13 protein-coding genes are annotated in these 13,179 nt (G+C 69.2%); 4 read left to right on the plus strand and 9 right to left on the minus strand.

Going from position 1 to position 13,179, the window contains the following annotated elements:
* A partial coding sequence (locus FV220_RS20625) for an extensin family protein (protein ID WP_147833056.1) occupies positions 1–740 on the minus strand: 740 nt, incomplete at its 3' end.
* Positions 741–929: 189 nt separating this feature from the next.
* Between FV220_RS20625 and FV220_RS20630 the strand changes: the two genes are divergently transcribed.
* Positions 930–1,691 (plus strand): methyltransferase, encoded by a 762-nt coding sequence (locus FV220_RS20630; RefSeq protein WP_246689502.1) that lies wholly within the window; start codon positions 930–932, stop codon positions 1,689–1,691.
* 186 nt (positions 1,692–1,877) lie between these two features.
* Here FV220_RS20630 and FV220_RS20635 read toward each other — a convergent pair whose 3' ends face one another.
* The 4 genes from FV220_RS20635 to FV220_RS20650 form a co-directional block, all read right to left on the minus strand.
* The gene (locus FV220_RS20635; protein WP_018045910.1) at positions 1,878–2,138 is read right to left on the minus strand and encodes a hypothetical protein; all 261 of its coding nucleotides are present in this window, start codon (positions 2,136–2,138) and stop codon (positions 1,878–1,880) included.
* Between the two features lie 243 nt (positions 2,139–2,381).
* Complete coding sequence (locus FV220_RS20640) at positions 2,382–3,671, minus strand: adenylate/guanylate cyclase domain-containing protein (protein WP_246689503.1); 1,290 nt, start codon at positions 3,669–3,671, stop codon at positions 2,382–2,384.
* A 122-nt stretch (positions 3,672–3,793) separates the two neighbouring features.
* The gene (gene metW / locus FV220_RS20645) at positions 3,794–4,468 is read right to left on the minus strand and encodes a methionine biosynthesis protein MetW (RefSeq protein WP_244474586.1); all 675 of its coding nucleotides are present in this window, start codon (positions 4,466–4,468) and stop codon (positions 3,794–3,796) included.
* Between the two features lie 14 nt (positions 4,469–4,482).
* Positions 4,483–5,691: a homoserine O-acetyltransferase gene (locus FV220_RS20650; protein WP_056148706.1), complete on the minus strand. Its 1,209-nt coding sequence runs from the start codon at positions 5,689–5,691 to the stop codon at positions 4,483–4,485.
* Positions 5,692–6,005: 314 nt separating this feature from the next.
* Here FV220_RS20650 and FV220_RS20655 point away from each other — a divergent pair, with 314 nt between their 5' ends.
* The 3 genes from FV220_RS20655 (at position 6,006) to FV220_RS20665 (ending at position 9,133) form a co-directional block, all read left to right on the plus strand.
* The gene (locus tag FV220_RS20655; RefSeq protein WP_056148708.1) at positions 6,006–6,869 is read left to right on the plus strand and encodes a chorismate mutase; all 864 of its coding nucleotides are present in this window, start codon (positions 6,006–6,008) and stop codon (positions 6,867–6,869) included.
* Between the two features lie 190 nt (positions 6,870–7,059).
* Complete coding sequence (locus tag FV220_RS20660; RefSeq protein WP_056148710.1) at positions 7,060–8,181, plus strand: histidinol-phosphate transaminase; 1,122 nt, start codon at positions 7,060–7,062, stop codon at positions 8,179–8,181.
* Positions 8,174–9,133 (plus strand): prephenate/arogenate dehydrogenase family protein, encoded by a 960-nt coding sequence (locus FV220_RS20665; RefSeq protein WP_056148712.1) that lies wholly within the window; start codon positions 8,174–8,176, stop codon positions 9,131–9,133. Before FV220_RS20660 ends, FV220_RS20665 begins: the two co-directional genes overlap by 8 nt.
* A gap of 248 nt (positions 9,134–9,381) precedes the next feature.
* On the opposite strand, the gene FV220_RS20675 is transcribed toward FV220_RS20665, so the two are convergent.
* From FV220_RS20675 to ggt, 4 genes are all read right to left on the minus strand, one after another.
* The gene (locus FV220_RS20675; protein ID WP_056148714.1) at positions 9,382–10,479 is read right to left on the minus strand and encodes a DUF2125 domain-containing protein; all 1,098 of its coding nucleotides are present in this window, start codon (positions 10,477–10,479) and stop codon (positions 9,382–9,384) included.
* Between the two features lie 105 nt (positions 10,480–10,584).
* The gene (locus FV220_RS20680) at positions 10,585–10,968 is read right to left on the minus strand and encodes a hypothetical protein (RefSeq protein ID WP_051074345.1); all 384 of its coding nucleotides are present in this window, start codon (positions 10,966–10,968) and stop codon (positions 10,585–10,587) included.
* 199 nt (positions 10,969–11,167) lie between these two features.
* Positions 11,168–11,947 (minus strand): lysophospholipid acyltransferase family protein, encoded by a 780-nt coding sequence (locus tag FV220_RS20685; RefSeq protein ID WP_018045919.1) that lies wholly within the window; start codon positions 11,945–11,947, stop codon positions 11,168–11,170.
* Positions 11,948–12,019: 72 nt separating this feature from the next.
* Positions 12,020–13,179 (minus strand): gamma-glutamyltransferase (ggt, locus tag FV220_RS20690; RefSeq protein WP_147833057.1); only part of this gene is annotated, 1,160 nt, incomplete at its 5' end.

Below are 13,179 nucleotides of genomic sequence, written 5' to 3' on the forward strand. Positions count from 1 at the left end.
GGCTGGCGCTCCACCGGGCGCGGGCGCGAGACCGGCCGGGGCACGCCGTCCGCGCCGAGCTGCGGCGTGAACTTCAGCAGCGGCTGGCAGATGCGCTTGAGGCCGCGCGGGTCGTGGCGGGCGAGATCCACGTGGATATGGTCGTAGTGGAACACGTTGGAGCCGGGGGCGAGCACGGTGGAGAAGCGTGCGCAGGCGCCGATGAACACCTCGCGCAGAAAACCCTGCTCGGCCTCGGTGCCGCGCCAGCCGCCCTTCACGGTGATGACATAGCCGTCGGCGAGCTTGAACGACATGATGTCGACGGCATTGCCGAACGAATGCTCCGAGAGCTTGGCGCCGGCCTGGTTGTTGCGGCCGCGGCAGGCATAGGAGCCGGCGTTGATCTCGGCCACGGGCTGGCCGAAATACAGGTTGGCGGCGGGCTGGATCGTATCCGCCAGCCATGCCTCGGCCTCGGCCAGGGCCGGGCAGGCCAGCGTCATCCGCTGTTTCAGGGCGACCGAGCCCTTGCCGAGACGGGTGATCCGATAGGGCTGCAGCATGCCGCAGACGCCGGGACCGGCGATCTCCTTCACCGGCGTCACGAACTCGGTGGTCTCCACCAGTCGCTTGGCGTTGCAGGCCTGTTCGGTCTGGTCGCGCCAGGCCTCGCGGCTCTCGAACGGGCTGCGTCCACAGCCGGTGAGACCTGCGCCGATAAGTCCGAGAACGGAAAACGCGAGTACGCTACGCCACATGTCGGAACAATGGGCAGCTTTTCGTAAAGCGTTCGTCAACGATGCCGAGTGATCGCTCACCTGTGTATGAGTGTGGACGGCCGAGGCTTCCCTCTTGCGCGGCCGGAAGCGCAAGTCGCGCCGGGACGCTTGAGCGCGCCCCGCGCCCGGTCTATCGCAGCCTCACCGATGATCCCGCCGACGGCACCGATGCGTCCCTGGAAACAGGCTGTGGCCCGGGCCTTCGACGGGGCGGACGATTACGATGCCGCGGGAATCATCCAGGCGGAGGTCGCTGCGCGGCTGGCGCAGCGCATCGCCGCCCTGCCCCTTCCCCCGTCGCCACACATTCTCGAGATCGGCTGCGGCACCGCCTTCCTCACGCGGGCCGTCCTCGCTCATGTGACGCCCGGCCTGATGGTGGCATCGGATCTGTCCCCCGCCATGATCCGCCGGGCTCGCGAGCGCATGCAGCATCGGCCGGATTTGGCCTTTCTCGTCATGGACGGCGAGCGGCCCTGCCTGGCGCCGGGCTTCGACCTGATCTGTTCGAGCCTGGCGGCGCAATGGTTCGAGGATCTGGAGAGCGCGCTCGGCCGCCTTTCCGGCCTGCTGGCTCCCGGCGGGTTCCTCGCGGTGACGACCCTGGCGTCCGGCACGTTCCGCGAATGGCACGCGGCGCATGACGCTATCGGCCATCGTCCCGCCACACCGTCCTATCCAACGGCGGAGGCCCTGGCCCGGCTCCGATTCTCCGGCTGCACGAGCAACGTGTTCCTGGAGCCGGTCGTCGAGACACATGCCGACGGCCGGGCCTTCCTCCGATCGCTTCGCACCATCGGGGCGGGAACGCCGGGCATCGTCCGTCCCCTGTCGCCCGGCGCGTTGCGGACGGTGATCAGGCAGTTCGAGAGGGGAGGGGCGGCGATCACGTACGAGGTCGCCACCCTGGAGATCCGACGCGATCCCTGACATGGAAACGGCGGGGCTCTCGCCCCGCCGCACTGCGTTCCGGTCTCGGAGAACGTTCCGACCCTACGAGGCCAGGAAGACGCTCGCGGTGCCTTCGATCGTCCAGATCAGGCCGCCCGCGAAGGCACCGATCATGGCGTAGGAAAAGCCCTTCAGAACCATGCTCGTCCCTCTCGTCTCAGAGGATCAGCAGCGGTTTCCGCCGGAGGTCTGACCGTATTGCTGGACCGGGAAATTCTGCTGGTTGGCATTGCCTTCGGCGGCCGAGCTCATCGGGCAGCCGAGATAGGCGGGCGGGCGGCTGACCTCCCTGAGGGAGCCCGTTTCGGTGACGTCGTAGGGCGAGAAAGCGGTGTAGCGCGAGGGGCGCTCGAACGCCGTTGCAGAAGAGATCGAAGCAGCGCCAAGCACAAGAGCGGTAGCGACGGCGGCGATACGGTTCATCATGGCGTTTTACAAGTTCCTTTACAGTGCGGACCAGATGTTTGGCCCGCTTCGCTCTGCATGAAACTGATATAGGAAGTCTCTTTCCTCCATGACGTGCCACGCCACACGAACCATGCGGGATTAAGAGTGCCTCACAAAACTCCCGGTCACCGTCGGTTCTCGCTCACGGCACGACGGTGCAGAGGGAGTTTTGTGAGAGACACTCAGTGACGAGCCTGCCGATGGCATCGGACCGGATACGATTCAGCGCGCGACGGCGTAGAGCCGGGGCCCGGAAGCCTCGCTCACCGTCCCGGCCGAGATCCAGTTGAGGCCGCTCGCGCCGGAGCCGGCAAGGAGATCGCGAAAATCCTCCGAGATGGCGATCGGGAGGTCCACGGCCTTGGCCCGTGCCTCGATGCGGGCGAGGGTGTTCATCGCCGGGCCGAGCACGGTGAATTCCGCGCGATGACCGTCGTCGAACACGCCGACGAGGACGTCGCCGGCATGCAGCGCGATGGTGACGCGCAACGAGGGAAGGCCTTTCTCCGCGAGGCGCCGGTTGAGGGCCGCCAGCCGCAGCTGGACCGCCTCGGCACAGGTGAAGGCCGCGCGCGCCTGCGCCTGGGGAGGGCCGACGAGGAACTGGGCCAGCACCCCGTCGCCGATATACTTGTCGACGATGCCGCCGCGTTCCGTCACGGCCCGGTGCGTCAGGGCGCGCATCTCCATGAGGACCTCCACCACCTGCTGGGGAGGCCGTGTCCGCGTCAGCGCCGAGAAGCCGCGGATGTCGAGGGCGAACAGGCAGGCATGACGCTCCTGGACCTCGCCCGGACCGCCGCCCTGCGCCAGATCCTCGGCGACGGCGGCCGGCACGAAGCGGGTGAGGATCAGGCGCTCCCGCTCCAGCCGGAACGTCGCCGCCACCGCCCAGGTCAGCCGCCGCACACCGTCGAGGACCACGAGGCTGGCGACCATGAAGGTGAGAAGCCCCGGCACCTCCTCGTCGAGGGTGACGTGGGGTCCCAGATGCTGGCTCTCGGGCGAGAGATAGACGAACAGGATGGCGCCGCCCCACCCCGCCGTCACCAGACCGGCGAAGAGGCAGGTGTGCCAGACCCGCATGGTGAGCGCGGTCTGCAGCAGGATCAGGAAGGCCGGGATCCGGCTGACCGCGGCGGCTGCCTCCTCCGTGTCGGCGGCGCCCAGAAACATGTGCTCGACGAGGACGTAGATCGCGACGCTGGCATTGAGGAGGGTCGAGCCCCAGCCGAGCCACCCTCGGCTCGGGCCCACGGGGATGCCGGTACCCGGTGCCGTTCGCAGGCTGAGCAGCGCCAGGAGGATCGAGGCCCCGGCATAGACCGACAAGACGATCCAGTGTCCCAGCCCGTGGATCGATCCGTCATAGGTCTGCGCGGTGGCGAGCAGGACCAGGACGATGAGCAACTGCAGGGCGAAGGACCGGCCGCTCGATGCCTGCTGCAGATGCGCGATCGTCGGCGAACGCGGCTCTTCCCCGTTTGCCCGGTCTCGATCCCCGGTTCTCAATAGGCTGTCTCCTCCTGCCCCATCGGCCGCCCCTCATGCCGGATGCAGCCCATGCAGGCCATCGGTGGAGATTGCCGCATGCCGGGCACCGGCTTTCGGGAGGGGTATGCGCCCGGATCGCCTCAGTTGGCGTCGGACGGCGTTCCGTCGCCGCGCCGCAGGAGGAACACGCCTTGCGCGCCGAACAGGTTCCAGACCCACCACGGCATGGAGATCCGCATCGGCCGGCCCCGCGCGTTGAGCGCCGTGGCCTTCTCGATCTCGGCCCCCACGGTCCGGCACAGGCCGACGAAGTCGCGGATGGTGCAATGGTGGATGTTCTGGGTCTCGTACCACTCCTCCGGCATCAGCTCGGTCACCGGCATCCGCCCCCGGAAGGCGAGTTCCGAGCGGACCCGCCAATGGCCGAAATTCGGGAACGAGATCACCACCTGCCGGCCGATGCGGAGCAGGTGCTCCAGCACGATGCGCGGGTTGCGCGTCGCCTGGATGGTCTGGGACAGGACCACCACGTCGAAGGCGTCGTCGGGGTAATTGGCGAGATCGGTGTCGGCGTCGCCCTGGATCACCGGCAGGCCACGCGCCAGGCAGGCGTTGACGCCCTCGCGGGAGAGCTCGATGCCGCGCCCGTCGACGCCGCGCCGGTCGCGCAGCAGCGCGAGCAGGGTTCCGTCGCCGCAGCCGATATCGAGGACGCGGGCGCTCGGCGGCACGAGACCGAGCACGACGAGATGGTCGACGCGGGCGCCGTCGCTGCGCGGCAGCGTGTCGGTCGTGCTCCAGGGGGCGAGGGCCACGCGACTCACCGACGTCACAAGCCCCTCGCCCGGGCCGCGGCGTCGATGAAGCCCTTCGCGGCGTTGAACATCACCGGCTCGTCGAGGAGGAAGGCATCATGCCCCTTGTCGCTCTCGACCTCGACGAAGGCGACCGAGGCCGAGGCCGCGTTCAGCGCATGCACGATGGCGCGGGAATCCGCCGTGGGAAACAGCCAGTCGGAGGTGAAGGACATCACGCAGAACCGCGTCCGGGTGTTGCGGAAGGCGTTGGCGAGCACGCCGCCATGGTCGGCCGCGAGGTCGAAATAATCCATGGCGCGGGTCAGGTAGAGGTAGGCGTTGGCGTCGAACCGCTCGACGAAGCTCAGGCCCTGGTGGCGCAGGTAGCTCTCGATCTGGAAATCGGCGTTGAACGAGAAGGTCGGCGCGGACCCGCCCTGGAAGCGGCGGCCGAACTTGCGGTGCAGGGCCGGCTCGGAGAGATAGGTGATGTGGGCGCCCATCCGCGCCACGCCGAGGCCCTTGGCGGGGCGCGTGCCGGCTTCGAGGTAGCGTCCTTCCGCCCAGGCCGGGTCGGCCATGATCGCCTGACGGCCGACCTCGTGGAAGGCGATGTTCTGCGCCGAATGCCGGGCGCCGGTGGCGATGGGCATCGCGGCGAAAACCCGGTCGGGATAGAGCGCCGCCCATTGCAGCACCTGCATGCCGCCCATGGATCCGCCGACGCAGAGGAACAGGTCGCGGATGCCGAGCCGGTCGAGGAGCATCGCCTGGCCCCGCACCATGTCGCGGATCGTCACCAGCGGAAAGTCGAGGCCGTAGGGCTTGCCCGTGGCGGGATCGGTGGAGGCCGGGCCGGTGGAGCCCATGCAGGAGCCGATCACGTTCGAGCAGATGACGAAGTAGCGGTCGGTATCGATGGGCTTGCCCGGTCCCACCAGGGTCTCCCACCAGCCGCGCTTACCCGTCACCGGATGGGTGTGGGCAAAATGCTGGTCCCCGGTGAGCGCATGGCAGATCAGCACCGCGTTCGACCGGTCGGCGTTGAGGGTGCCGGCCGTCTGGTAGGCGATCCGGAACGGCGCGAGATCGACGCCGGCATCCATCGCGAGCGGTTCGTCGAGGCCGAACGAGGCCACCGGGCTTCGCGGATCGAGGGAGGGCGGCGCATCCGTCGGGATGCCGTCCTGGCGGATGTTCCCCTCGTCGGGCCTTGCGAGACTGTCGAGCGACATGGTCATCAGGCGTCTTCGCGCGTTGTTCGCCGATTCGCTTTCGCGGTGATGCGAGGGGGGCGGCCGGTCGCCACCCCATCGACGCGTCGCGAAGGTCCATCCCCATCGGTGCCCGGCCCAGCCGGACGACATGTGGGCGTAATGTGCGTATGCACGGGCGTCAACGAAAGGGGCCGCGCGCGAGAAGGTCACAACCGGTGCTCTGGTCCTCGGGCTTCGGGAAACGTAGACACGATCGGCCGTCTCCCTCATGCGGGGTCGGCAAGATCCATACCCGATCCATACCCGATCCATACCCGCCGCCGGACGCGACTGCCCGCATGCGCTTCACCACGAGACCCGCACCGCCCCTCGACAATCTCGCCGAGCTGCGCGCCGAGATCGACCGGATCGACGCGGAGATGCATGCCCTGCTGATCCAGCGCGGCTCGATCATCGACCGGCTCATCGCGGTCAAGCGCACCTCGGCCAGCGGCTCGGCCTTCCGGCCCGGCCGCGAGGCCTCGATGATGCGGCGCGTGGCCGAGCGCCATCGCGGGCTGCTCCCCCTCGACACCGTGGAGGGGATATGGCGGGTCATCATCGCCACCTTCACCTGGGTCCAGGCCCCGTTCAGCGTCCATGCGGACGTGTCCGGCGGCGACGCACCGATGCGCGACTCGGCGCGCTTCCATTTCGGATTCACGGTGCCCTACCGGCCGCATCCCACCTGCGCGGCGGTGATCGAGGCCGTGGCCGCCTCGCGCGGCGATCTCGGCATCTTCCGCCTCGACCCCGACGGGTCCGCACCGCCGAGCCCGGAGGCGCCCTGGTGGGAGGGCCTCGTCGGCGAGGGCCGGCCCAAGGTGATCGCGCGGCTGCCCTTCATCGAGCGGCCGACCCATCCCGCCGGCACGCCGGTCTTCGTGGTGGCCAACCCCCTCGACGATCCGGCCGCCGCCCAGCGCGACTGGGTGCTCCATGCGGCCCGGCTCGAGAGCTGGACGCCCGAGAGCGCCCGTGCCCTGCAGGACCTCTACGGCGAGGTGGTGGCGCGCGCGGCCGTCACGGACGGTCACCGCCTTCTCATCGCCGTGCCGGGCGGAGTCGGCGGCCGGCAATTGCGGGAGACCCTGGAACGGGCCGGCGCGAGGGTGGAAAGCCTCGACGAGATCGGCAGCCACGCCGCCCGGTTCCGGGTGTGACGCCGAAGCAGGTTTAGCAAAAGTGGTCATCGGTTTTGCGTTCCAAAACCTGCGACACGTCAGAGGCCTCAGCGAGGTGAAGCGTTGGCTTGCCAATGCGAACCTGCTTAGGCGGGAGAGAGGCGGTTCACTCGTCAAGGCGGGCAAGCTGCGTTAGACGGGCAGCCTGAACTCCAGCCGGCCCGCGCTCATGTCCTCCGCTCCCTCCGTGTCCCGTCCCGTCCCCCGCCCCGGAATCCTCGCCATCGAGGCCTATGTGCCCGGCAAGAGCGGCGCCCCCGGCGCGGTGAAGGTCCATAAGCTCTCCTCCAACGAGACGCCCCTCGGCCCGAGCCCGCTGGCCATCGAGGCCATGCGCGAAGAGGCGTTCCGCCTCGCCCTCTATCCGGACGGCAATTCGACCCGCCTGCGCGAGGCCATCGCCTTCCGCTACGGGCTCGATCCCGCCCGCATCGTCTGCGGCGCCGGCTCGGACGAGCTCCTGTCCTTCCTCGCCTACGCCTATCTCTCCGAGGGCGACGAGGGGATCTTCACCGAGCACGGCTTCCTGGTCTACCGCATCGCCATCCTGGCCGCCGGCGGCACGCCCGTGGTGGTGCCCGAGCGCGATCTGCACGCCGATGTCGACGCGATCCTCGCCGCCGTCACGCCGCGCACGAGGATCGTCTACCTCGCCAATCCCAACAATCCGACCGGCACCTACCTGCCCTTCCCCGAGATCCGGCGCCTGCATGCGGGCCTGCCGCCGAACGTCCTCCTCGTCCTCGACGGAGCCTATGCGGAGTACGTGCGGACGAACGATTACAGCGCCGGCCTCGAACTCGTCCTCGAATCCGAGAACGTGGTGATGACCCGCACCTTCTCGAAGATCCACGGCCTCGCGGCCCTGCGGATCGGCTGGATGGTGGGCCCGGCGGGGGTGATCGACGCGGTCAACCGCATTCGCGGCCCGTTCAACCTGTCGGGCAGCGCCATCGCGGCCGGTGCGGCGGCCATCGCCGACGAGGCGCATGTGGCGGCGGCGGTCGCCCATAACGAGACCTGGCTCGCCTGGATGACGGAGGTCGTCTCATCCCTCGGCCTCGTGGTCACCCCGAGTGTGGCGAACTTCATCCTCGTCCATTTTCCCGACGAGCCGAATCGGAGCGCCGCCGAGGCCGACGCTTATCTGTCCGCGCGCGGAATCATCGTGCGGCGGGTGATCTCCTACGGGCTGCCGGACGCCCTGCGCGTCACCATCGGCGGCGAGGAGGCCAACCGCGCCTTCGTCACGGCGCTCACCGCCTTCGTGAAGGACGGCATCCGTGCCTGAGGCGAACCCCGTCTGCGAGCGCCTCGCCATCGTCGGCCTCGGGCTGATCGGCTCCTCCATCGCGCGGGGCGCGCGGCAATACGGGCTGGCGCGGAGCATCGTCGCCATCGACCGCGACCCGGCGGTGATCGAGCGTGTGCAGGCCCTCGGCCTCGCCGACGAGGCCACGGGCGAGGCCGAGGGCGTTGCCGGCGCCGACCTCGTCATCCTGTGCGTGCCGGTGGGGGCCGTGGGGGCCGTCGCCGAGGCGATGGCGCCGCATCTGAAACCCGGCGCCATCGTGTCCGATGTCGGCTCAGTGAAAGCCTCGGTGGTCGCTGCCGTCTCGCCGCATCTGCCCGAGGGCGTCCATTTCGTCCCGGCCCATCCCGTGGCGGGCACCGAGTATTCCGGACCCGATGCCGGCTTCTCGACCCTGTTCTCGGGCCGCTGGTGCATCCTCACCCCGCCGGAGGGCACCGACAAGGCCGCCACCGCGCGGGTCCAGGCCTTCTGGGAGGGGCTCGGCGCCATCGTCGAGAGCATGACGCCGGAGCATCACGACCTCGTGCTCGCCATCACCAGCCACGTGCCGCATCTCATCGCCTACAACATCGTCGGCACGGCCGCCGATCTCGAAGCGGTGACGCAATCCGAGGTCATCAAGTTCTCGGCCGGCGGGTTTCGCGATTTCACCCGCATCGCCGCCTCAGACCCGACCATGTGGCGGGACGTGTTCCTCACCAACAAGGACGCGGTGCTGGAGATGCTCGGCCGTTTCAACGAGGATCTGGCGGCACTGGCCCGCGCCATCCGCTGGGGCGACGGGGACGCGCTGTTCGACCTGTTCACCCGCACCCGCGCCATCCGCCGGGGCATCGTCGCCCTGGGGCAGGAGACGGCGGAAGCGGATTTCGGCCGCAGCCGCACCCCGCCGGAGCCTGCGAAGGACGAACCGGTCTCGGGGCGGTAGGGTCTCGCAAGATGAACTAGTGGGCTGGTTTGCCGTCGCCCCCGAGCAAAGACGTCCGTTCTCTCACCCACGACCTCATCCTGAGGCGCCGCGTAGCGGCCTCGAAGGAGGGTTCCAGAAGCCACTGCGCGAACTGGAGGGCTCCTTCGAGGCCTCCGCTTCGCTCCGGCACCTCAGGATGAGGTCGTGCAGGCATGAATGTTTCATGCTGGACCATCACGGCTCATGTACTTGGGTCGAACGGCCTCTCAGTACAGCGGCGGCACCTGGACGTTGGGGATCGGGAACGGACCCAGCATCAGGCGTCCGTCCGTGAGGCGCAGGGGCGGCATCGCCTTGAGGGACGGATCTCCCGCCGCCGCCGGCGTGGCGGCCGCTTCGGCGTCCTGGCGGCGACTTCCGCCACCGAGCAGCTTGCCGACCAAGCCTCCGATCAGGGCACCCTTCTCGGCCCCGAAACGCTGGCCCATGACCTGCCCGACCAGGGCCTCTACCCCGGCGGCGCGGATATCGATCTGTCCGGCGGGACGGTGCTCGTCGTCGAGGGTGATCTTGCCCTGGGCCTGGAGGCGGCGGTCGCCCTTGGCCAGGGAGAGCAGGGCGATGTCGAGGCTGCCGCCGGCCCGGCGCCAGGCTTCGAGCTCACGCGCCACCTGTCCCGTCCGGATGACGGCCGCCTGATTCACCGTGGCATCCAACGCCATGTCGACGGGGGCGGTGTTGCCGAGGAGGGGATCGAGCACGGGCACGGCCGCCTGCGTCAGCCGCAGGCTGGTATCGACGGCACCCTCCGTGGCGAAACGGGCGGGGGTCGGCCGGGCGTGAAATTCGAGGTGCTTGGCCGCCACGTCGATGGGCTGCGGCGCGGCATTCGTCACGCTGACTTTCGGCCCATCCACCGCCAGGGAGGCCCGCGTAAAGCCGTCGGACGTGCCGTGGAAACTCGCTTCCAGCGAGGTCCAGGTGGCGTCGGCGACGAGGCCGTCCTGTTCCACGTGGAACGGCCCGCTCGCCTGCAGGATACCCTGGCGCGGCTGATAGACCTGAACCACCGCGGTCAACGGTCCGAGGGTGAAGCGGCTGTCCGCCCGCGAGAAGGCGAGGGAGGCGCAGCGCAGTTCGATCCGGAAGGGATAGCCGGTGATGGTGCGGTCGGCGCAGGTCCAGTTGCGCCCGGCCGAGGCCTCGCGGGCGATCCAGGCATCCATCTCGGACCCGGCCTTGCCGCGAATCCAGAACCAACCCGCGCTCCAGATCAGGACAACGGCGAGGAGGAGAATGTAGGGCAGGAACAGGCCGGTCCGCGATGGCCGTTTCCTGGCCGTCAAATCCGGTGCCTGCGCCATCGTCCACTCGCCTCGATCTCGAAGCCCCGTCGCCGTCGACGGGGTATCCTTCGTGACTGAGCTTTGGCGGGTCTCAACGCGGCGAAAGCATGGCCGCCCGCCGATTCAGGCGGCGACGCTCGTGATCTGGTCCATAGGCCGATCCACATGGAGATCGGCGACGATCTCGCACCGCTCGGCCTCATCCTCGGCCAGGCGGTGGACATGCATCTCCGTGGCGCCGCCATGGCGCGCACGGGCGATCCAGTTGCGGGTGAGCCGCTCGCGCGGGCTCGATCCGGCCGCGGCCACGGCGATGAGTTCGCCGATCCCGGCGGAGTCCCGCCGCACGGCCATCACCACCGCCTCGCCCATGTCGTCGAGTTCGAGCTCGGCCAGTTCATGAATGCCGACGACGTAACGGCGGCCGGACCGGCCGCGCCAGGCGCTCAGCACCAGGGCAGGAGTTCCACGCAGGCTGGCCGTCGTCCTGAGACGTACTTCGCGCATGGATGGATCTCCTGATCAGAGGATGGGCCTCGGTGAAAGCCGTGTTCCGCGCCTTGCGGGGCGAGAACAAACGCGGCTTTTCCGTTCGCCCTTTGTTCCAGAGTAATCTTAACAATTTCCTTCCGTCAAGAGTCGCGCTTTCGCTCCCCGCAGGGTGCCTTAGACCGGCTTATCCACAGCCTGTGGATAGACTGAGCGCTCACGCGGTCCTGGATTGTTCTGCGACGGCACCGGTCCCGGGCACGGCATGACCGCGTGCCGCCAGATCCGCACGGCCGGATGCCAGGAGGGCATCGGAGGCGGCTTCGATCCGAGTCTGCATCTCCTCCAGGAACGCCGTGCGGTCGAGGCCGGGAGCGATGGGGGCGAGGAACTCGATCACCGTGGTGCCGGGGCGGCGGGTCAGCTGGCGGCGCGGCCAGTAGAGACCGCTGTTGAGGGCGACGGGCAGGCAGGGTACGCCGAGCGCCGCGTACAGATGGGTGATGCCGAGCTTGTAGGCGGGGGGCGAACCCGGCGCCTTGCGGGTGCCCTCGGGGAAGATGATGAGTTGGCGCCCGTCGCGGATAGCGCGGGCCGCCGCCTCGTTCATCGCCGCCATGGCGCGGGTGCCCTTGGAGCGGTCGATGGCGACCATGCCGGAACGGGACAGGAACCAGCCGAAGAGCGGAATCCAGAGCAGCTCGCGCTTGAGGATATAGGCGAAATCCGGGAAGGCGGTGACGAGGGCCAGGGTCTCGAGGGCGGATTGGTGCTTGGACGCCACCAGCAGCGCGCCGGGGGGGCGGTGGTGCAACCCCCTGAACTCCACGCGCACGCCCCCGACCACGCGCAGCAGCCACAGGCTCACCTTGGCCCAGAACCGGGCGACACGGATGCAGGCCCGCTCCGAGACGAGGGCGGGCAAGCCGCCGATCGCGATGAGGGCGGTGGCGAGGTAGAAGACGATGTTGAAGGCGATGGAGCGAAGGATATGCATCGGAAACCCGGAATGATGCCCTTCCTGTAGCGCGCGCCGTCCCGCCGCACCATCCGCCCGACCCGAACCGCCCTATTCGCCCTCGGCCAGGGTTCCGCGCTGGCGCGTGTCGGCGGCCCCGGCCACGAGCCCGTCACCCGTCATCACCGAATTGGCCGAGCCCGAACTCGACCCCACCCGCACCGCGTGTCCCTTCGCCCGGAGCAGGGCGAGGGTGTCCGGCGAGAGCCCGTCCTCGGCGAACAGCACGTCGGGCCGCCATTGGTGATGGATGCGCGGGGCGGTGACGGCCTCGGCGAGGTTCATGCGGAAATCGATGACGTTGACGATCACCTGCAGCACCGTGGAGATGATGCGGCTGCCGCCCGGACTTCCGGTGACGAGGACGAGGCGCCCGTCCTTGAGCACGATGGCCGGGGTCATCGAGGAAAGCGGCCGGGCGCCCGGCGCCACCGCATTGGCGGGGCCGCCCACGAGGCCATAGGCGTTGACGCTCCCGGTCTTGGCGGAAAAATCGTCCATCTCGTTGTTGAGGAGGACGCCGGTCCCCTCCGCCACGAGGCCGAGCCCGTAGGAGAAGTTGAGGGTCGTGGTGGTGGAGACGGCGTTCCCGGCGCGGTCCACCACGGAATAGTGGGTGGTCTGGTCGGATTCGTAAGGCAGCGGGTCGCCGGCCTTCACCGCCTCGGCCGGGCGGGCGCGAGCGGGGTCGATGGCGGCGCGCAGGGTCGCGGCATAAGCCTTGGCGGTGAGGCCCCGCACCGGCACCTCCGAGCGGGACGGATCGCCGAGCCAGGTGGCGCGGTCGGCATAGGCCGGCTTCATCGCCTCGGCGAGGATGTGGAGGGCCTGGGCGCTGCCCGCGCCCATCGCGGCCAGGTCGAACCCTTCGAGGATGTTGAGGATCTCGATGAGATGGACGCCGCCGGAACTCGGCGGCGGCATCGAGACGATCTCGTAGCCGCGGTAGGTGCCGCGAATGGGCTGGCGGATCGCGGGGCGATAGGCGGCGAGATCGGCAGGCGTCAGCACTCCGCCCACGCGTCTCGCCGCCGCCGCGATCCGCTCCGCGATCGGGCCGGTATGGAACGCATCGGGTCCATGCTCGGCGATGGCCGCGAGGGTCGCGGCGAGATCGGGCTGGACCAGGGTCTCGCCCCGCTGGAGCGGACGCCCGTCGCGGAAGAACACGGCCCGGCTCGAAGGCCAGCGCCCGAGGCGGTCGGCGGCGC

The sequence above is a fragment of the Methylobacterium sp. WL19 genome, assembly GCF_008040005.1.
Classification (GTDB): Bacteria; Pseudomonadota; Alphaproteobacteria; order Rhizobiales; family Beijerinckiaceae; genus Methylobacterium; species Methylobacterium bullatum.